This is a genomic window from Desulfosoma profundi, from assembly GCF_055387865.1.
Map to the genome: position 1 here is coordinate 670718 of NZ_AP042420.1, position 19426 is coordinate 690143.

General features: G+C 56.6%; 18 protein-coding genes. 2 read left to right on the forward strand and 16 right to left on the reverse strand.

Going from position 1 to position 19426, the window contains the following annotated elements:
- Positions 1–12: 12 nt before the first annotated feature.
- The 15 genes from ACZ5K9_RS02955 to ACZ5K9_RS03025 all read right to left on the reverse strand — a co-directional run bounded on the left by ACZ5K9_RS02955 (position 13) and on the right by ACZ5K9_RS03025 (position 12049).
- A complete protein-coding gene (locus tag ACZ5K9_RS02955; RefSeq protein ID WP_464273927.1) occupies positions 13–381 on the reverse strand; it encodes a response regulator in 369 nt (122 codons plus the stop codon).
- A gap of 119 nt (positions 382–500) precedes the next feature.
- Positions 501–1580 carry a protein-glutamate methylesterase/protein-glutamine glutaminase gene (locus ACZ5K9_RS02960; RefSeq protein WP_464272932.1) on the reverse strand — a complete coding sequence of 360 codons (1080 nt, stop codon included), beginning with the start codon at positions 1578–1580 and terminating at the stop codon, positions 501–503.
- 8 nt (positions 1581–1588) lie between these two features.
- Positions 1589–2008, reverse strand: a complete 420-nt coding sequence (locus ACZ5K9_RS02965; RefSeq protein WP_464272933.1) for a chemotaxis protein CheX — start codon at positions 2006–2008, stop codon at positions 1589–1591.
- Positions 1989–2411, reverse strand: coding sequence for a response regulator (locus ACZ5K9_RS02970; RefSeq protein ID WP_464272934.1), 423 nt, complete (start codon positions 2409–2411; stop codon positions 1989–1991). Before ACZ5K9_RS02970 ends, ACZ5K9_RS02965 begins: the two co-directional genes overlap by 20 nt.
- 20 nt (positions 2412–2431) lie before the next feature.
- Positions 2432–2914, reverse strand: a complete 483-nt coding sequence (locus ACZ5K9_RS02975) for a chemotaxis protein CheD (protein WP_464272935.1) — start codon at positions 2912–2914, stop codon at positions 2432–2434.
- Between the two features lie 44 nt (positions 2915–2958).
- Complete coding sequence (locus ACZ5K9_RS02980) at positions 2959–3789, reverse strand: CheR family methyltransferase (protein WP_464272936.1); 831 nt, start codon at positions 3787–3789, stop codon at positions 2959–2961.
- A gap of 296 nt (positions 3790–4085) precedes the next feature.
- A complete protein-coding gene (locus tag ACZ5K9_RS02985) occupies positions 4086–4403 on the reverse strand; it encodes a hypothetical protein (RefSeq protein ID WP_464272937.1) in 318 nt (105 codons plus the stop codon).
- A complete protein-coding gene (locus tag ACZ5K9_RS02990; protein ID WP_464272938.1) occupies positions 4400–4855 on the reverse strand; it encodes a hypothetical protein in 456 nt (151 codons plus the stop codon). The genes ACZ5K9_RS02985 and ACZ5K9_RS02990 overlap by 4 nt, the downstream gene beginning before the upstream one ends.
- 162 nt (positions 4856–5017) lie before the next feature.
- Positions 5018–5827, reverse strand: coding sequence for an ATP-binding protein (locus ACZ5K9_RS02995; protein WP_464272939.1), 810 nt, complete (start codon positions 5825–5827; stop codon positions 5018–5020).
- A gap of 11 nt (positions 5828–5838) precedes the next feature.
- A complete protein-coding gene (locus tag ACZ5K9_RS03000) occupies positions 5839–6453 on the reverse strand; it encodes a PilZ domain-containing protein (RefSeq protein WP_464272940.1) in 615 nt (204 codons plus the stop codon).
- Entirely contained in the window at positions 6416–8059 is a 1644-nt protein-coding gene (locus ACZ5K9_RS03005; RefSeq protein WP_464272941.1) for an HD domain-containing phosphohydrolase, read from the reverse strand. Before ACZ5K9_RS03005 ends, ACZ5K9_RS03000 begins: the two co-directional genes overlap by 38 nt.
- Complete coding sequence (locus tag ACZ5K9_RS03010; RefSeq protein WP_464272942.1) at positions 8056–8772, reverse strand: response regulator; 717 nt, start codon at positions 8770–8772, stop codon at positions 8056–8058. Before ACZ5K9_RS03010 ends, ACZ5K9_RS03005 begins: the two co-directional genes overlap by 4 nt.
- Positions 8773–8824: 52 nt before the next feature.
- Complete coding sequence (locus ACZ5K9_RS03015) at positions 8825–9223, reverse strand: flagellar protein FlaG (protein ID WP_464272943.1); 399 nt, start codon at positions 9221–9223, stop codon at positions 8825–8827.
- Positions 9204–9866, reverse strand: coding sequence for a hypothetical protein (locus ACZ5K9_RS03020; protein WP_464272944.1), 663 nt, complete (start codon positions 9864–9866; stop codon positions 9204–9206). The genes ACZ5K9_RS03015 and ACZ5K9_RS03020 overlap by 20 nt, the downstream gene beginning before the upstream one ends.
- A gap of 419 nt (positions 9867–10285) precedes the next feature.
- Positions 10286–12049, reverse strand: a complete 1764-nt coding sequence (locus ACZ5K9_RS03025; RefSeq protein ID WP_464272945.1) for a two-component system sensor histidine kinase NtrB — start codon at positions 12047–12049, stop codon at positions 10286–10288.
- A gap of 442 nt (positions 12050–12491) precedes the next feature.
- Here ACZ5K9_RS03025 and ACZ5K9_RS03030 point away from each other — a divergent pair, with 442 nt between their 5' ends.
- Complete coding sequence (locus ACZ5K9_RS03030) at positions 12492–13262, forward strand: DsbC family protein (protein WP_464272946.1); 771 nt, start codon at positions 12492–12494, stop codon at positions 13260–13262.
- Positions 13259–15424: an STT3 domain-containing protein gene (locus ACZ5K9_RS03035; protein ID WP_464272947.1), complete on the forward strand. Its 2166-nt coding sequence runs from the start codon at positions 13259–13261 to the stop codon at positions 15422–15424. The genes ACZ5K9_RS03030 and ACZ5K9_RS03035 overlap by 4 nt, the downstream gene beginning before the upstream one ends.
- On the opposite strand, the gene ACZ5K9_RS03040 is transcribed toward ACZ5K9_RS03035, so the two are convergent.
- Positions 15364–19272: a PilC/PilY family type IV pilus protein gene (locus tag ACZ5K9_RS03040; RefSeq protein ID WP_464272948.1), complete on the reverse strand. Its 3909-nt coding sequence runs from the start codon at positions 19270–19272 to the stop codon at positions 15364–15366. The two genes, ACZ5K9_RS03035 and ACZ5K9_RS03040, sit on opposite strands and share 61 nt — an antisense overlap.
- Positions 19273–19426 lie beyond the last annotated feature (154 nt).

The following is a 19426-nucleotide window of genomic DNA, read 5'->3' on the forward strand; positions in this document are numbered from 1 at the left end:
CTGCACCCCCAATCAGTTTTGTGGGAGAATCTTTGCCAGCTTCTCGGCCATGACAGCGGCCGTGAACGGTTTGACGATATAATTGCTCACTTTGGCCTTTACAGCTTCCACGACGTTTTCCTTTTGTGCCTCCGCCGTCACCATCAGAAAGGGAAGGTCTTTGGTTTTCTCATTGGCCCGAACCCACTTGAGCAGTTCCAAACCGGTCATTTTAGGCATGTTCCAATCCGAGACGATGAGGTCGATGTCCTGAGATTCCAGGATCTTCACGGCGGCGGCGCCGTTCTCCGCCTCCACGATATCTTTGAAATCCAACTCTCTCAGAATGTTCTTCACGATCCGGCGCATGGTCGCGAAATCATCCACAACCAAAACTTTCATGTCCTTGTAGGCCACGGTCTAACTCCTCTGCTCTGCTTAAACGCCTCACTCGACGGGGCGCGAGCCACCGTCCTGCCGATGCTCAACTGTTCGGGAAACGCTCCCCGAGCATGCTCACATCACGTCACCGCCGGTTGGGCGGAAGATCCCTTCTGTTCCAAAGCTTTGAAGATCGCCGCAGGTATCGCCTCCAAAGACGCCACCATTTCTGCAGCCCCGAGGCGAATGGCCTCCTTGGGCATGCCAAAAACCACGCATGAGCTTTCATCCTGAGCGATGGTCCGGGCTCCGTTTTGCCGCATTTCCAAAAGGCCCTTGGCTCCGTCGCGGCCCATGCCCGTCATGATCACGCCCACGGCATTAGCCCCGGCGTAACGCGCCACCGAATGGAACAACACGTCCACCGACGGTCTTTGGTGACACACGAGGGGACCGTCTTTGACTTCAACGTAATACCTGGCACCGCTGCGTTTCAAAACCATGTGTTCATTGCCCGGCGCAATCAAAGCTAAGCCCGGGCGCACCGAATCCCCGTTCTGGGCTTCCTTGACCTGAATGGCACAGCATGCGTCCAAACGCTTCGCAAAAGCCGTGGTGAATTTTGGGGGCATGTGTTGCACGATGACAATCCCAGGACTGTTCGGCGGCATTTCCATCAAAACGGCTTTCAATGCCTCAGTGCCGCCCGTGGACGCCCCCATGGCGATGACTTTGTGGGTCGTTTGGGCCAAAGCTTGTGGGAGAGGCTGAACCGAGCCCGGGCCCCTTTCCGGCGGCTCTTCGCGCCGCTTGGTGATGTAATTTCTGGCCCGCGCCGCCGCACGGATCTTTTCCGCGAGCTGGATGCTCATGTCGCCGACAGAATAAGACCCCCCTGGTTTTGCCATGACTTCCACGGCCCCAATCTCCAGCGCCTCCAAGGCCATCTCGCTGTTCTTCGGGGTCAAAGAGCTGACGATGATGGTGGGCGTGGGATGATACTTCATGAGTTTCCTCAAAAAGGTGAGGCCGTCCATCCTGGGCATTTCCACATCCAACGTGATGACGTCAGGGCTCAGCCGCACAATCTTATCCCGTGCCACGTAAGGATCCGGCGCAGCGCCGACCACTTCGATGTCCGGGTACTTGCCCAGTTCCTGCGTGAAAATCTTTCGAACAATGGCGGAATCATCAACGATGAGCACACGAATGGGATCCATAAAAATCCTCACACATTCCGACAGGAAACCCAGCCTACAAAGGCGCCCGAAGAAAGCATCCCAAGACCACCGTTGGAATCCTGGACACGACAAAGGGCAGCGCAGGCCGTGGGAAGCCCGATTTTCCATTGCTCGGAACCCAAAAGCACCACGCAGCTGCCGGCCACCATGTTGGCCAGTTCCTGCATGGCGTCTTTCACGTCTTCATCGTTCAGACTCTCAGGATCCAGGCCGAGCATGTTGGCCGCAAGCTCCCGCGCAAAGGAATCCACGAAGCAAAGCATCACGCGGGTTATCGGCCCCGGATTCAAAGGTCGCACATCGATCGAGGCTTCCCATCCTTGGAAAGCGACCGAGGGCGCCTTCGTCTGGAACACCACGTCCGCATAATACATGGTCTCCAGGACCTCAGAAATCGCAGCCCTCATCACATCCTGCCATTTCCTGTCCATCGTCCACCCCCAGCAGCTTGAGCACTAAAGATCGAAATTCTTCCGGCTGAAACGGCTTGGAAAGGTACGCTCGAGCACCGAGCGCTATGGCCTCCGCCAGCCGCTTTTCATTGCGCTCGGTCGTCACCAACACCACCGGCACATCGTGAAAATCCGCATGGCTTCCCAGACGGCGTAGGAATTCCAAACCGTCCATCTCCGGCATGTGGATGTCACTGAGGATAAGATCCACCCAGTGGCCCTGTAATTGGTCCAAGGCTTCCCGGCCGTTGCCGGCTTCAATGATTTCCCCGATTTCCAAGCCACTGATTCTCAATATCTTCTTGATCACATGTCGCATGGACTTGGAATCGTCAACAATCATGACATTGTAGGCCATCGCCGCCCTTCCTTTGCGCCCTACAGGTCAAACTCACCGAGCCCCGAGACCTTAAGGACCACGCGCCCGGTGGCCATTTCCAAACGCACGGTCCGGTTCACGTTGCCTCCCACGTGCTCGGCAGCAATAAGCACATTGTTCTTCCAAAAGATTTTTCGAAGCATCATGTAATTGCGCTTCCCAATGTTGAACACCCCGTCTTCATCGAGGATCTGGGCTCCGCCCACAACCTTGACAATGAGATTTTTCTTCGTGGCGCCGTATTTATATGTTTCCTTGAAAAGTAATGGGATCCCCGTGTCTGCAAACATTGCCGGCTTCATCTGGGCCTTGATCGGATCTGTGCTGGCCTCGGGAAGCATGTAATGGAGCATTCCACCGACGCACACCTTGGGGTCGTACAGCACCACGGCAATACAAGACCCCAAAGAGTACGTAATGATGACATCGTCAGGACGATGACTCACGGCCATATCTGCCACACCGACAATCACACGATTCATGGGCTCTCTCTCAATGCTCGCCACGTCCAATTGAATCAGACCCATCAAGGCTTTTTATACACCGCGGGTTTCACGTATCTCAGCGGATGTTTCAGTCCCGTCAAACTCTCCGAGTGTCCGACAAAAAAATAGCCACCAGGATGTAAATAGGCCGATATCTTTTGAATAAGGGTCTCTTGGGTTTTCTTGTCGAAGTAGATCATCACATTTCGACAGAAAATCACATCAAAAGGCCCAGAAAATGGGAAAGGATCCATCAGGTTCAGTCGTCGAAAGGCGACGATCTTCTTGAGTTCATCGCAGACGCGATAGGTTTTCTGCTCCGTCTTGTCGCGCACGGGCTCGAAAAACCGTTGCCGCAGGTTCACCGGCACGTGGCTCAACTTGGCTTTTTCATACACTCCGGCTTGAGCCGTATGGAGAACGCGGGTTGAAATATCCGTCGCTAGGATACGAAAATCCCACCGACCCGGAAAATCCAAAGACGCCAAAACGGTCATGGCGATACTGTACGGTTCTTCCCCTGTAGAACACCCGGCACTCCAGATGCGAATTCGCGAAGAGCCTTCTTGTCGATTTCTTTCCACAATTTCCGGAATGGCCTGCTTCTCAAGAAATTCAAAGTGCTTGGGTTCACGGAAAAAGAACGTGAGGTTGGTCGACACAGCATCGAAAAACCTCACATATTCTTCCCGACCAGCCTCCGTGAGAATGAAATCCAGGTATTCCCGTGGAGAAGAAATGCCGGTGGCCCGCAGTCTCTTAGCTAATCGGGCTTCCAACAAAGCTTTTTTGCCGTCATGGAGGTTGATGCCCGATTCTTGGTACACCAAGCTGCTGAACTTCTGAAAAAGGCTCTCCGAAAGACGGTGCATGGGCCCCTTCCCCTTGTCAATCAGCGCCCCCCTGGGTTGGCACCGTAGCCTCGCCCTATGTGACGAGCGGAAATCCTCTCCACAACACTACTTCGACGGCACTGAACATACACTGACCCTGGGCTGTCAGTTGCCGACTCCTACGAATACAACCAGCATTTCCAGTTCATCGGCGCTGTCACGAGAACGTCCCGGAACAACCCCGAACGGCCTCTTTCTCGCCTGCGATTTCATCTGTTTCATCGGAATTTCAACGGACCGACTTTAAAAAAAAGTTGGCACGAAAAGTGGGGAAATTAAGGATGGAGCACGGTTTTGGGGCGTGTCGGAAATGAGGGTTCGGGAAAAGAATTCGGTCGTTCAATCTCGATGGTGAGCCTTCGCAGCATCTCCCATGAGGCGGCTTCTTTCCGTTCCTCCTCCTTGCGCTGTTGCCGGGCGCCTGGGGGATCTTCAGGCTCGGCCCGGTAAATGACCGCATCGTGGGTTTCTATCTTCTCTGCAAAACCCACTACGGGGCTCACGAACCCGCCATACACCGCTAAGCGGCCGTGAAACGCCAAGATACCGCTCAAAACGGCCACGGCAACCAGTGGGATTTTCTTCGAATTCACACGTAATCCCCTCGACGCCATTTCACGGATTCCACGTACGCCAGCACCCGAGCTTCCAAAGCCAGCCGCCGCACCGGGTGGTCTTCGTTCATGTGTTGCGTTCGACTTAAAACATCCTCCGCCGCTTGGGCCAAATCCGTCAAACCCTGGGACACGGCCCGCAGATCCACGGTCCCCCCAGACTTGGGAGAGCACGCAGCAAGAAGTCGTTCCAAGACCTCGCCCACCGGCTCCGAAACGGACACGCTCGTTACGGACCGGCCGGGAGCCAAGGCACACTCTATGCCAGGAGTCACACCTTCAGCTGCCGGAACCGCCGTCACCCCGTTTCCCAAAGCACCGGCCATCTCCTGACCGAGCAACTGGTCGAAGGACGCCGCTCCCGTCTTGGGCGTTCTTTGCTTGTCCTCAGGCACCACGCCGCCAACATTGGAAAAATTTTCAATTTTCATGGGATCGCACCTCTTTCGCCAATGGCTTTTCCTTCAACACGTTTTGTTTTAGCAATCCCCATGCCATAGAATGGATCTTTTCTCTAGCGGTAAGGCCGCAACGGGACGTGTCCGGAGGGCTTAAAGCCTGAAATTTTTTCCGCCAAGGAGGATAAAAACTGCCTATTTCGGAATGAGGATTCGAGCCAGCGTGCCGCCCTGATCATTAGGACTAAGGGAAATCACGGCGCCGTAAGGATTCAGAAGGCCCGCCGCCAAGGTCAACCCGAGACCTACGTGGCGATTGCCTTTGTCCGCGGCACGGACATCGTCAGGCCACGCCGTGACAAAAGGTTCAAAAAGCTCCTGCGGCGCTCGGTCCTTCGGCAGCCCGCACCCTGTGTCTTTCACCGAGACGACGACATGTTCTTCTGTGACATCGGTGGAAAGAACCAGAGTTTTCTGTCGGCTCGTCTTCATGGACAACAGCGCGTTTTCCAGGAGATGCTCGAGCGCCGGCACCACATCCCGACCCCGCATCCGCAACAACGGCACCCTAGGAGTCAGGCGGGTTTCTACTGTGACATGGTGCTTGCAAAAAAGGTCTGCTCGATAGATCCGGCTCAACTTTTCCAGAATCAGGTTGATCTCCACCTCCGATTCATTGACCTCGATTTCCTGAAGGATCATGAAATCTTTAAGCATCTCGGAAAACACCCGGATTTGATCCAATATCCTTTGCATCCGGCCTTTTTGGGCCTCGCACAGGGGGCGCAGCAGTTCCTGAAGGGAGCCTCCCCCGTCGGCGAGATGTCCATTGATTTTATCATGATTCCTTTCCATGAGTTCCAGGAGCATGGAGATGTTTTGGAGCGGCCCGTTGATGTTGTGAATTAACCCGCGCAAAAGACGGCCCATGTGTGCCGGGCGGTCGACTTCTGTCAAAGCACTCAAAGGGCAGTGGATGGCGTCGGAAGAGGAAAGCGGTTTCATGAAAAATCCCTTTATTTCGACCCTCTGCGGCACGGATCTTTGCCGTCCAAAATGTGTTCGCTTGCGCCCTCTGTGGAGGCGCCAGCCGTGCTGTGCTGTTCCTTTTCTTTTCGCTGCATCTGGAACACTAAACGGATAATGGCCTGGCGATCCGTCTCATCGATTTCGACAAATTTGACGCCCACGTTATGGGCCGGTGAACGGTCTTTCTCAGGAGCGGGCTCCACCCAGCAGATTTTTCCTATAGCATAAATGGGCCGGGGATCGCCCACTTGAGGGATGAGGCACAACTCCAGATAGGCACCCACAGGGTGGAGACTGAGCGTGGCAAAAGACACTCCTCCTCCGCTGATATCCAGCACCTGCCCTTGATAGGCGTAGGCAGGTCGTGCCACCCCCTGACGTTCCAGGTACCCTAAGATGCGATCCACTTTGGATTCCAGCTTGGCCAGAGATTCCAAGATGACTCCAACCGCAGGATCATCCGCGATCCCCTCACGTTCCACCGGACGTTCCTTACGCTCGCCGAAGCCCAGAAAGAATGGCGGAGACAGCCCCGGCGGCAGTTCGTTATACAAGATGGACAGCTCAGGAATGCGTACCCGTAAATACTCTCTGTTGTTCATGGCGTCCCCGTGAAAACTGTCTGGCAAAGCGCGCAAGAAAAGCATCCACCACGTCTGGGTCGAATTGTTTGCTTCGGTTGTTGATCAGCTCGTTCAACGCTTTCTCCACGGGCAACGAATCCCGGTAGGCACGTTTGGAAGTCATGGCATCAAAGGCATCCGCAACCGCGACGATCCGCGCCAGTAAAGGAATGTCGTGACCTCCCAAACCGTCCGGATATCCTTTTCCGTCCCAACGCTCGTGATGATGACGAATAATGGCCCGCTCTTCGGCGCCCAGTCCTAGGTCTTTGATGATGGATTCTCCGATAACGGGATGCCGTTTGACGATTTCATATTCCTCTCCGGTCAGTGCTCCGGGTTTGTTCAAGATCTCGTCAGGCATCCCGATTTTTCCAATATCATGCAGGTAACCTACGGTGTTCAGCATCTCGATGTAGGTCTCTCCGATGGCCATTTCCTTGGCCAGCTCCACCGCAATCCGTGTGACCCTTTCCGAATGTTTCCCCGTATAAGGGTCCTTGGCCTCCAAAGCGTTCACCAGAGACCTCAGGATTCCATAGAAATTGTTAATCAAGCTTTCGTACAAGGCCATGTTTTCGACGGCAAGAGCCGCCTTTTTAACGAGAAAATCCAAAAGACCTTCTTCATCCCCTCCGTAAGGGCGTCCTTCTTCGTCGTGAAATAACGCCAGAAAACCGAACAGTTCCCCGCGAATCCATAGGGGCCACAAGCTGCACGGCTTTTCCAGCAGGTGGCCTGCCTGGCTAAGCATTTTGTAGTCGGCGAGGGTATCAAGGGGGCGATTTCCCCCGTTGTTTTCCTTTCCGATTCCTTCATGGCCGTTATCCGGGCTCCTGTGGGGAAAAACGTTGAGCACAGACTTGAGAGACGTGTGAACCGAACGGGCATCCTGGGACAACAGGGTGCGGAGGGTTTGGTCAGAGACGGGGAGAATCTTTGGCACATGGCCGTTGGATAAGCCCTTGTGGGAAATGAGGGCAACGCGTTGATGGTCGGGAAGATAGATGAAAAACGCCACTCTTTTTCCAGGAGTCACAGAAGCAGCCAAATCGGCAATAGCAGCATAGAGATCGTCGCTGGAACGAATCTCGTCAATCGCCCGAGAAACATGGAACAATTTTTCATTGAACCGAATCTTCTTCTGGAGCTCTTTATTGAGCACCTTGAGCTGTTCTTGGGCCTGGCACTCTAATTTGAGGCTCAGGTTTTCCAGAAGAAGATGTCTTTCTTTGAGGACCCGTTCCATGGCCAAGGCCAGGTCCTGCAAGGTGAAAGGCTTGGTCAAAAAATCCGACGCCCCAAGCCTCATGGCCCTGATCGTGGCTTCCATTGTAGGGTAACCGCTCATCATGATCACAGGCAGGGTGCAATCCTTTTCCTTCAAACGCCCCAAGAGATGCACCCCGTCCATGTCCGGGAGCTTGAGGTCGATGAACGCACAGTCGAACTTAAGATGATCCAAAGCCCGCAATGCCTCAGCCGCCCGGGAACACACCAAAACCTCTTCATGCCCCAATTGGACCAAGTAGTCCCTCAGGATTTCCCCCAACAGCACATCGTCTTCCACAATAAGAATATTCATCGCATCCCATCCACATGGCGCAGGATGTGCCTTTTCAGCCGTTCAAATTCGATGTCGTCAACAATCCGTTCGCGACGAAGTTCTTTGAGCCGTTCCAGATCCGTCAGGATCTGGGACATGGAATCTTTGGGACCTTCGAGCACTTCGAGAGGCAAGGTCCGGCTCGGGACAAACACCTTCTGGGATATTTCTCCAGATTCGGCCGCCTCGGACCCGTGGATCGTCCCTGACGGAGTGTCCCCCTGACGCCCTTGCTTTCGGGCCTCTCCTTCCAGTTGCTGGAGCCGAAGGTAGGCCTTTTCCAACTCCTCCAAGAGGGCCTGACGCTCCCGAAGCATGCGGACCCGGTCAATGGCATTCCGTGTCGAGACGGCCACTTCATCAATACGAAAAGGCTTTTGGATGTAGTCGTACGCCCCACTTCGGATCGCGTCCACAGCCGACTCTAGGCTACCGTAACCGGTGATGATCAAAGCGACAAGGTCAGGATAGAGCTGGCGGGCCTTTTTAATGAGCGTCAGCCCGTCAATGCCTGGCATGTTGAGGTCGGTGATGAGGATGTCATGGGGTGAGGATTCCAAGATCCCGATCGCCTCTTCGCCGCTGGCGGCCAGAGAAAGCTCCGTGTCTTCCTGGACAATGGCGTCTTTGAGCACGTCCCGATAGACTTCATCATCATCCACAATCAAAATTTTGACAGGCTGAGTTTTCACGCCCCTTCCTCGATTGCTCTTCGAGCCGCACCGTCCCTAACCCATGCCTGACCTACACTGTGCCATTGAGCAAGACCCCGGTCAACTCTTCGAGCTTCTCCCTGAGCTTCAGCATCTCTTCTGGAGGAATTTGGCGAATGACCTCCCCGGTCTCCTTGTCCAGAACCCGCACCACCAGATCACCCGTCTTATCATCGACTTTAAAGCTCAGCCGGATGTTGTGCTGCTGCAAGTACTGCTGGACATCCTCCACCACATCTTGGACTTCTTTCTTGCTAACAAGATTCGTGCCTGAGCCCTCAACCTCCTCCTCCGACCTCTTCATGGTCGGATTCGAGGCTTGTTGGGACACGTCCACAGGCGGAATCACCGTCTGAGACTTCCACTGGGGGTCTTCCTTGACCCACAGGTCGCTCGCGACAGCCGTCACATTATCGATCCTCACGTCCATAACCATACCCTCCTGCCACACACGTGGCTCCCCGTTCCGAGGCCACATCCGTGTCCGAACCCTTAAGGAAAACGGCCAACTGCCTGGCCATGTCCCGGGCGATCACCCGATAATCCGCCGCTCCACCACCGGGGAGAACATTCCAAAACAAGTCCAAATCCGGCGATGGAAAGGACCGCCCCCTTTGGATCACTTCCCAGAGTTGACTACCTTCCCGAGAGTCAAAAAGCCGGACCGTCATTTCGAGAACCGTCGGGAGAGCCCCCGATCCATCGTGGATCTGATCCACGGTTCCCACCAGCACCAAACCGCTCTCGGTGCATAGCCTCTGTCCCTCGGAGCCGGGTCCGAAACCCGAAACTCCATCCTCCACCATTCTTGAAGCCGTAAAAACGCCTTCCCGCGCCAGAGTCTGTCGGAATATCCGGGCCAGGGACACTCCCGCGCTCTCCATCCCTTGTGGCATGTGAAAGGGGAGAACACACAGCGGTCGGTAGGCATACGCTGCGTATGGCCTCCAAGCGATGACTTCCAGAGGCGCAAGCTGGACCGGCCTAGACCTTTCAAAACTCGGCGCCGTGGCACATCCGCCCACAAGGAACATAAGCAGGAAGAGCCCCCCAACCCGTTTTTCAAAAAACATGGTTTTTTTCTCCATGCCGTCTTGTCACCGTGTCCTCGAGGGAGTCCCCCGCCTGCATGCCCAGGACGGCAAAGGGCACGTCACACCGTCTCGCAGGAGGAGCCCTCGAGCCGCGCAGAATCAGACCGCCTGCCGCCTGTATCGCGCAATCGGTCGGAGCGCAATGGCCCGTTCGAATGTGCCCGTCCCTCTCGCCGCGTCGGCTGCAGCCAGTTTCTCGGCCCCTTGGAGATAGTCTTTTTCACTCGTGTAATCGGAAAAACAGGAGAGAACCATTAGAACTTTTTATCTGAGATCTGCGGTGGGCCGCCTGGACCGGTTTTTTCCTGCCGATCCCTCCCAAGTTTCAACCCCCCAAGGTCATTCTGGGTTGGGATCATGGGTTCTATTCAGGGCAACAAATTCTGTGAGACCTCGTTTCAGCAGGAAAACCGTTCCAAGACCTCCAAAAGTTTCTGATAACTCAAGGGCTTGGAACACACACAACAAACACCCCGGTCACTTAAATCCTCGTCCTCATACTGCGCACCCCAGCCACTCACCAAAATCACGGGTACCCCGGGATGCAGCTGCTTGGCGCATTCGGCGATTTCCCAGCCGCTGACATCGGGCATGCCGAGGTCTGTCAGGATAAGATCGAAAGCTTGGTTCCTGAGCAATTCCAGGGCCTGACGGGAATCATGTTCCGTGGTGACGCAGTGGCCCATGAGGCGCAGCATGTCCCCCAAAAGCCCCAGAACCTCTTGATCATCATCGACGACGAGCAAACGCTTTCTCTGGGCCTGCCGTGGGGCCTCTCGATGCACCTTCGGTCGACTCAGTTCGGTTTGGGCAGCGGGCAGCCGAAGCGTAAACTTCGTTCCTTGGCCAGGGACACTGTGCACGTCAAGACGCCCCCCCCAGCGTTGCATCAAACCAGCACACACGTTGAGCCCCAGCCCCGAATTGCCGGCTCCCTTGGTGGTGAAAAAAGGGTCGAAAATTCGCTTTTGGGTCTCCTCATCCATTCCGATGCCCGTATCCACCACTTCCAAAAACACCTCATCTCCCTCTTGATAAGAGCGAAACCGGAGCTGGCCACCGGAGGGCATGGCATCAATGGCGTTGAAGACCAAGTTCGTCAACACCTCACGAAAATCGGCACCGTTCATGGCCGCGGCCACCCCAGGGGACAATTCTTTCACGATATCCAAGCGCAGGCCTTGCTGTTCCATCGCGTTTTTCCACCGCGGCCGGGTTAGCTCCAAGACGTCGTGCACGGCCTCGCGGACGAGGGTCTTTTCTTCCGCTTTTTCCAACCCGTGGTCTTTTCCCGTAAACACTTGGAGTCGGCGAACCACGTGGGCGCCGTCAAGCACCGCCTGCTCAATGTTTTTGAGTCTCCGGCGAACATGGGGTGCCACCTCCATGAGTTCTTTGCTCATGAGCTGAGTATTGCCCAAAATGGTCATCAAGATGTTGTTGAAATCGTGCGCCACTCCTCCGGCCATGGTCCCAAGGGACGCCAGTTTTTCCGTGCGGAGGAGGTGCTGGGAGAAGACCTTCTTCTCCCCGATATCTTCCATCATGACAAGGAACAGCGGAGGATACCCCTCGGGGACATCAATCCGGGAAAGCGTCACACTGACGGAGAAGCGGCGCCCTTGGGCATCCACTGCCGTGGCATCCCCATCTCGAGCGCTTTGCCCACGTTGAGCTTCACTCAGGAGCCGACGCAACAGCCTGGGATCCTGAAACAAACCCTCGACCCCACGGCATTGAGCGTCCGGTGCCGATGGAGACAACCAAGACACCAAGACATCGTTCGCCCGGACCAGTCGACCGTGTTCGTCCACCACCCCCAGCGCATAAGGGGTTAACCGAAACACCTCCAAAAGAATCCGCTCGGACACTTCCATTTGACCCAGAGAACGTGTGTCCGTCTCAGCGCCGGCATCCCCCACCCTTGAGCGAGTCCATTGCCCTGACGTTGTGCGGACATCTAGGAACGGAACTTTACGTGAAACCTCCACGGGATCATCACTCTTGTGGGCACTGTCGCGCCCGGTAGGTTTTGGGCTCTCGCGATGATTGGTGGGTCCAGGGACTATCGATTCGAAAGGCTCCACAGTGTTGAGCTGTGTCGGAGCCACACCACCGCCACAAGGCATCCGCTCATGGCGTTCATGCCGAGGTTCTCCCATGATCAACCCCTTCAGAGTCTCGGTGGGTTTCTTCAGTACCTCCTCGCCCCCTAGAAACCTATATCCATTTAAAGGAAACCGGGCCTGAAGAGAAACCCGAAAGCCCCCTGTCTCTGCTTATGCCACCATAAACAAGGTCTTACAACAAAAAACTTGTGTCAATTGTGTGTCTTTCTGTCCGAGATTGTCTCCCCGCAATTGTTGGGCTAAACTGCAGCCGCGTAAGCCCCCCCTTCCTTAAGGGCCCCAGGTAAAGCTAAGCCGCCGGGGCTGCTTTCAATTGGAAGAGCCGGGGCCCAGTGACCCGAGAAATTTAGGGGCGACGACCCCCCGGCCTCGCGTTCTGAAAAGGCAAAAACTCCCAACCACGAACTTTCGATGACACTCGCTGGAGAAATGGTTTTTTCAAAACTTGAGACGGAACCCCAGTAAGGAGAAACCCATGAAAAGGAGTACGGCGCTGACCCTTGTGTTGACAACTTTTCTCGGCGTGCTCGGTCCCACCGCTCTCTGGTCGGCAGCATCACAAGACGCATCGTGTCCCGACTCTACCGTGGTCCAGGAAAAGATTACGGCGACGTTTCCGGGACGAGAGGTGATCGTCAAGAAAATCCAACCATCCCCTGTCGCGGATTTGTGCGAGATTCATGTGTCTGTCAGCGACAGGAACCAGATTCTTTACACGGATTCCTCAGGCCGTTACCTCGTACTCGGGCAGATCTTTGACGCCCAAGAGAAAAAGAACCTCACCCAAGCGAGATTGGAAGAACTCAACCGGCTGAGCGCCAAGGACATGGAAGCGCTCACCGGCCTGGTGGCTTTCTCCATCGGGCCGGACACCGCTTCCAAGGCAATTTATTTTGTGACAGACCCGCAGTGCCCCTATTGCAAACAAGCGGAAACCACCTTGGAAGCCATGGCCTCGGAAGGCTTAGTCCGAGTCCACTATGTGCTGTATCCCCTGCCCATGCACCCCGGAGCCCGCGAATCGTCCATTGCCCTGATTTGCGACAAGAAAGGCCACGATGATTTCAAGAAAAATTACAAATCCGACAACCTGTGCCAAGAAGGCACGGAGAAGGTTGACGCCGTCATGAAGTTTATGCACGCTCACGGCGTGTCGGGAACTCCGACATACATTTTCCCGGACGGCGCCTATCGGTCCGGTGTCATGGATCGCAGTGCTTTGGAGAGCAAACTCAAGGGACAATGAAACTCCAAAAGATGGTGCCATCGAGTTCGTTGAAGGTCGCTTCCGGGTCGTTTCCATGGCATCACCTCGGTGTCATTTTGGGTCTTACCATCGTCATCGCCGTAGGACTCGGGGTACGCTTTGCACCGTACCCGGCATGGAAGCAACATCCAGAACGATGTTTCGTTGATGGGGAACCGCTCCCCACCACCTTCGATGCTCCCTATTACATGCGGTTGGCTCGGGACGTCGTGGAAGGGACCTACGAAACCCGGGATACTCTGCGCGCCGTTCCGGATTCGCCGCCCCGTCCCCGGCCGGTCCCCCTCCTGAGCCTCCTGACGGCGGGAATCCATCAATTGAGCGGTGTGTCCATTCCGTGGATCGCTCTGGTCTTGCCGGCCGTCCTCGGCGCCTTCTCGGCCCTTTGCCTCTACGGGCCTGCGCGAACCGCCATGGGGCATCTGGGTGCCCTTATTGCCTGCGCAGCTTTCAGCCTTTCGCCGTTTCTGGTGCACCGGACCAATTTGGGCCGTCTGGATACGGACAGCTTAAACGTGGGGCTTCCTTTGGTGGCCGTGGGATGCTTCATGGCTTTTGCCCGAGCGTCCCGCTATGCGGGTCTGTGGCTCGTGGGAGCTCTCGTGGCCATCGGACTCCATGCCTGGTGGTGGGATCAGAGCCCCCAGACACCTTTTCTTTTGGCCGCGGTGCCTTTCGGCGTGGCGGTGGTCCTACGATATCGAGCGGGCGATCGAAAATCCCTGTGGATCGCGGTCGCCCTTGTCGTCGCGCTGATCGCTGGAATTTCGGCGTTCACAGGACCAAGCTTTTTCGTTGAGGCGGGACGGCGGGCCTGGAATCAACTCACCTACATGGTCATCAAACAAGCGCCCGGAGATTTTCCCAACATCGGTCTGTCCATCAGCGAGCAAGTCCGACCGACTGTTGGAACATTCGGCCGGTCGGTGGCAGGCCATGTGGGCGTGTTATGGATTGCGGTCTTCGGAGTGGGTTGGCTTTTTCTGCGTCATCCTCGGGTGCTGCTCTTTTTCTCCCCGCTCGTCCTGCTTGGTTTCGCCGGGAGCTTCTACGCCCAGCGTCTGTCCATTTTTGCCGCCCCTTTCGTCGGCCTCGGTCTCGGCTGGATCGTGGACCGACTGGAACATAAAATCCGTGTCCGTCATATCGCCTTTCTTCTGGCCCTGGCTGCCGGTGTGGTTTTGCTCATTCCGGCGTTTCGAGGCAGCTCCAAAGCCATGCGCTGGCCTTCGGAGAGTGCGCCGGTGGTTCAGGGCATCACGGAAGCCGCCCGGCGCACCCCTGAAAATGCCGTCCTCTGGGCATGGTGGGATCATGGATATCATATTCAATATTGGGGAAGACGCGGGACCTTGGCCGATGGGGAAATCCACGGCGGGGAATTGGTGGTCCCCTTGGCCATTCCCCTGGCGGCACCGGATGAAAACTTTGCGGCGGATTTCATGATCTTTTTCAGCACCCGGGGACTCTCCGGGATGAAGAAGTTTTTCGACGTCAACGGACTTTCGGCGGCCCAGGGATTGGCGGCGGTCAAAGCCATGCTTTCGGCCGGTCCCGAGGCGTGCCCACAAAAGGCCCATGAGCTTGGGCTGCGCCACATCCCCGAAGAAAACTCCTGGCAGGCTTTTTTCTATCCTCACCCCGCGCGGCCGGTCTTTCTTTTTGTGGACCAATTGCTCCTCAATACGGCCTATTGGTGGTATTGGTTCGCCACATGGGATCCGGCAAAAAAGGACGGCATCCACCCCCTCTACCGCCCCGTATACCCCGTTTCTCTGTGGGACGACCCCTCGCGGCGAGTGCCCGGAGCTGCCGGGGTGCATCTCCAACGCGGCGAACTCTACCTGGACGGTCGCCTTGTTCCTCTGGCCTCTCTCGGCCTTCTGGGTCTTGACGGAACCCGGCATGTGTTCCGTTACCGGAGCGCCAACGGCCCCCACCTCGATGTCCATCGGGCCGCATCGTTAGGAGTTCTCATGGACGGGGCTCCCATCGGAGAATCCCTTTTCCATCGGCTGTTTTTCCTGAACGAATCCCCTCATACCGGCCGATTCCGCCGGATTGCCCAACGGCCTTTTGTCTACCAGTTGTGGGAAGTTCTTCCGGCACAGCATGCCGAAGTCACCCGAAAACTGCCATGATCTCCGCCTCGTTTCTGCCGCCGTCGTCGGTGGCTGGTTGACCGCAAAAACCGACCCACCGCTTTGGAAGCCCTGAAGCTCACTTTTCCAAAATGCGGCGCCACGATCCTTTGATTTTTTTCGTCCTGTACCAGTTCTCCCAAAATGGTTTCGTTGTTGAAAACGCCGTCGCCGACAACCTGGACGCGGGCGCCGTCATCCCGAGAGGACACCTTGGCATAGAGGTGTTCGTCCTCCACCACCAAAGCCGTGACGTTACCCCCTGTTTCGGCCAGTACGATGGGTTCGGACATGGTCTCCAACGCCGAAAGCTCTATGGCATACACTTTCCCGCCCTTTTTCTCTTCATCCTGCACAGGCGAACACGGATCGTCCGTATCGGAGACAGCCGTCCCAAAATAAACCCGGCCGGCGGCGGCCACGGCCTCCGCCCAAATGCGATGCCCCACCGGCAACGTCCAACTCCACTGGGCGTCGGCTTCCGTCTGCATGCCCTGGCGCCGGCAGATGAGGCCTTTGGGGTCGCGAAGTTCACCAGCGGCCCAGTCCATAAGGCAGGTGTCGTCAAAGACATAGAATCGATAGCCCGCGGGCGCATTCGGGTTGTCGGCGAGGACGGGATCATCCCCCGTCCCGAACATGACTTTGACGTGAGCCGTGTCGATGGTGCCGTCCGGCTTGTAGTCGTGAGCAAGGTACACCAAGGGCGTGGCATAAATCGGCCCGGACACTTTCACGAGGAGGCTCACCGTGATTCGATCCGGATCCCACGGCGCATCCGCTCGGTCGGGAAAGTCCACGCGGTAAACGTTCCCCGCATTGTCCGACAGATAGGCCCGATCTGCAAAACCATTCCCGTCACTGTCCACAACCGCTGCACTGCCGCTCAAGATGGCGCCCGTGTTCGTTTCTCCCACGTCAAGCCGGACTCTTTTCATGAGAGTCCCTCGAGCGGCATCGACAACAAAAAGGGACGGCCGCTCGGAAAAGCCGATCTGCCCGGAACTCAAAAAAGTCGCCCAAACCGAAGCCCCGCGGTCGTTCATCCGGCCGATCTTGGCCGTAGCGGGAGCCCCCCGGCTCCGATAAAGTCCAGGGTGCGTGTATTCCCAGAGAAAACCCGGCTTTTTCGGATCCGTGACATCCAGAGCAAAAACACTGTCCCCGCCTGCCCCGTGCGCGGATATGAGCACCGTTTTGAACTCGGGGCCCGAAGCCGAAGGCACGACAATGTCGTGCACCGACGGGGAGGCATCCACGACCGGGGGATGAACCCGTGGATGCGGCTGCAGCTTGCTTTTGAGCCTCGAGACGGCGCTTGGGGGAACGAAGGCCCACAGTTCCTCCCCGTCTCCATACTCGCCCAATAAGAAGTATCCGTGATGTTCTTTCACGGGCGTTCTGGGGTCGTCCCCGTGTCGGTACGCGCCGGCGCGGAACGCATGAATCATTCCCCCAAGGCTTCCCACGTAAGCTGCTGTCGGGCGATCGCTCACCGGCCCGGACTGGCGCCACAGGTTGAAGGCATCCCGCTCTTCCTGAGCCGTATGGGTCCCGAAATACCACGGGGGAAGGCCAGGCGGTCCCACCACGGCCGGAGTGCTGTGATCGATCCCATCCAACGGCCACGTCCTTTGGAGCGTGCCGTCCGTAAAACCTAAAACCCACCGCACTAGATACCTTCGATCTGCATCGTCATAAAGGCCGTCGCGGTTCAGATCCCAGGTGAAGCCTTTTCCCTGGACGAGTTCATCATTCAAACCCAACATCCCGGCTGTGACCGTCTCTTGAGAAAAAGGCTGGAGCGCATCGCTTCGAATCCAGTGGGCATAATCCGCAATCACGGGACACCCGTCGCACGGGGCCGATACAAATTCCAGTGTATACTCCCCGGTCAAGCCGTCGATCGTTCCGCCACCGTCACCGTGCAGCGTCCCGACCCCCGAATCCTGAAGTACCATGGGCGTTCCTGCCGAGGACAACGCTTTAAACACAGCGGAGCCGGAAAGGAGAGGCCCACGGCTGAGAGTCCCTTGAAACCGGGATGATTCGCCGTCACCTGAGGCACAGGTTTCCCGAATCGGTCGAACTTCCTGAACCGCTGAATAGAGTGTTCGTGGATTCACCGCAAAATCCCGCTCCGCCAGGGCTCGTCCGGCATCCCACAACGATCGAAAAAGCGGCGTCGTCGGATCCGCCGGGTCGTAGATCGCATAGGCCCGAAGGTGCCCCCGGAATGGAGCGGCTTCCGCCCCTGAGGCAGAAATGGTCTCCAGGGTGGAGGAATACAGGACGTTTCCCAGGATTACCGGATCCGATCGGGAAAATTCGCTCTGATCTGCAGCCGTATAATCCACGCGGACGTCCACAATTTCCGGGGGTTCACACTGCGCGTTGATGGTTTCCAAGACCGCCTTCCATTTGAGCGCATTTCCCTGACGTCCCAGGCTGAGCAGGTCAAGGTGGGCTTTGCGGGTTTGAAAGCCGGCGGTATCGGTCGTCACCTCATCCCATCGGTCCACAGGAATCCACGATGTGCCGTTGTCCACACTGATCCCGTATCGGATGTTTCCCCCTGAAAAGGTCCCCGAACCGAGGGAAAATCCGCTGGTGAGACCCGTGCACACCGCCCTGCGGTCTACAGCGGTGAGATCCACCGAGGTGATGCTGCGCCTTGGGTCTGACAACCACTGACGACTCAATTCCTGGGAGACGACCCGCCCCGCCGCCTTCACGGTGACCGTGAAGACCACATCGTTATGGTCCGTATCCCCGCCTCCCCATTGCTCCTCCCAGCCCATCACCCGAACGCCCGGCAGGTCTTCTGAGAGTCCCACAACAACATGAGAAAATTTCTCGCCGGATTTCACAGGCACAAGAATTTCCTGGGCAGGACGAAAAACGATCCCGAGAACCTCCCGAAGCCGCCGTAGCACGCCGTTGGTCAGCCACCCCGAGGCAACACTACATGTCCCGTCCTCCGACGCCGGCTCACTCAGACGGTATTTCTTCGACTGCGTTCCATCGGCAAAAACGCTTGCGCACGGTTCCATCCCCACATACTTATCCCCGTTCCAAAAGGTTTCGGTCAGAAATACGTCGTGGAACCGCCCGTCGGGCACGAAGAAAAAGACGATCTCTTGGCCTTCGCCGATGAGGCCGAGGCTTTTGGTCATGTCCCGCATCGTGAGGCGGCCGTCTCCGTCGGGAAGAAACGGTATCCCCGTCCCGTCGTCGACCGCCGCTAGGGCTTCCTCCGTCGTTGCATAATCCACCGCGATGGAAGCCGCTTCCGGGAACGACCGTAGACAGCCTTCTCCATAAGGTTTGTCGAGAATGCTGTCGCCGTCGGCGTCCGCAAGACACGTCCAGATGTAGTGAAACGTCTCTTTGTCGTACCCGTCGGCATCCGTAAAATTGATGGCTCGAACGAGAGCCGTCCGATCGAGGCTCCCGTCGGCCGAAACGTAACCCTTCTTTTGTGCCGTCGATTTCAGAAAATAGCCGAGATGATTCTTTCGGGCTTCGCTTCCGCTGTGGACGAAGGTAACACGCACTTCGAGAGGCTCCGCGGTCAAAAAGCTATCCGAATCGGGATGACCTCTTCCGGGCCGCAAGACAAGGCGGCCGTTTTCTTTGTCAATGACCACGGACGGATCGAGGATACTGAAATCTTGCCTCTGCCAGGATCCTTCGTAGCGCACCGACCGGGCAGGTTCGCACACCTCTGCCCAAGCCCTTGAAACAGGAAAGCAGAAGCATCCTGAGATCACGACCATGAGGCACCATCGCCGGCGGAAAAATCCCATGCTCTTTCGGCCGCGTCGAAATCCCCAAGGAGTGATCATCCTGTGCCCCTTCCCCATGAGCTCCTGAAGCCATAAGGTGTCCCGGTCTTTCGACACGAGACAGGTGAAGCGCCGTCGCAGCCGCCACTCTGAACAGGCCCAGGACGGCACCTGCGTCTGTCTTGTGCCCGGGCCGCCGGCCCACGTGCCGAAA

Excerpts from the sequence above, each read along its gene's own strand:
- ACZ5K9_RS02990 (WP_464272938.1), bottom strand. The coding sequence starts at position 4,855 with ATGAAAATTGAAAATTTTTCCAATGTTGGCGGCGTGGTGCCTGAGGAC.
- ACZ5K9_RS02980 (WP_464272936.1), bottom strand. The coding sequence starts at position 3,789 with ATGCACCGTCTTTCGGAGAGCCTTTTTCAGAAGTTCAGCAGCTTGGTG.
- ACZ5K9_RS02965 (WP_464272933.1), bottom strand. The coding sequence starts at position 2,008 with ATGAGGGCTGCGATTTCTGAGGTCCTGGAGACCATGTATTATGCGGAC.
- ACZ5K9_RS02960 (WP_464272932.1), bottom strand. The coding sequence starts at position 1,580 with ATGGATCCCATTCGTGTGCTCATCGTTGATGATTCCGCCATTGTTCGA.
- ACZ5K9_RS02955 (WP_464273927.1), bottom strand. The coding sequence starts at position 381 with ATGAAAGTTTTGGTTGTGGATGATTTCGCGACCATGCGCCGGATCGTG.
- ACZ5K9_RS03025 (WP_464272945.1), bottom strand. The coding sequence starts at position 12,049 with ATGGGAGAACCTCGGCATGAACGCCATGAGCGGATGCCTTGTGGCGGT.
- ACZ5K9_RS03035 (WP_464272947.1), top strand. The coding sequence starts at position 13,259 with ATGAAACTCCAAAAGATGGTGCCATCGAGTTCGTTGAAGGTCGCTTCC.
- ACZ5K9_RS02970 (WP_464272934.1), bottom strand. The coding sequence starts at position 2,411 with ATGGCCTACAATGTCATGATTGTTGACGATTCCAAGTCCATGCGACAT.
- ACZ5K9_RS02995 (WP_464272939.1), bottom strand. The coding sequence starts at position 5,827 with ATGAAACCGCTTTCCTCTTCCGACGCCATCCACTGCCCTTTGAGTGCT.
- ACZ5K9_RS03030 (WP_464272946.1), top strand. The coding sequence starts at position 12,492 with ATGAAAAGGAGTACGGCGCTGACCCTTGTGTTGACAACTTTTCTCGGC.
- ACZ5K9_RS03000 (WP_464272940.1), bottom strand. The coding sequence starts at position 6,453 with ATGAACAACAGAGAGTATTTACGGGTACGCATTCCTGAGCTGTCCATC.
- ACZ5K9_RS03005 (WP_464272941.1), bottom strand. The coding sequence starts at position 8,059 with ATGAATATTCTTATTGTGGAAGACGATGTGCTGTTGGGGGAAATCCTG.
- ACZ5K9_RS02975 (WP_464272935.1), bottom strand. The coding sequence starts at position 2,914 with ATGAATCGTGTGATTGTCGGTGTGGCAGATATGGCCGTGAGTCATCGT.
- ACZ5K9_RS03015 (WP_464272943.1), bottom strand. The coding sequence starts at position 9,223 with ATGGACGTGAGGATCGATAATGTGACGGCTGTCGCGAGCGACCTGTGG.
- ACZ5K9_RS03040 (WP_464272948.1), bottom strand. The coding sequence starts at position 19,272 with ATGATCACTCCTTGGGGATTTCGACGCGGCCGAAAGAGCATGGGATTT.
- ACZ5K9_RS03020 (WP_464272944.1), bottom strand. The coding sequence starts at position 9,866 with ATGTTTTTTGAAAAACGGGTTGGGGGGCTCTTCCTGCTTATGTTCCTT.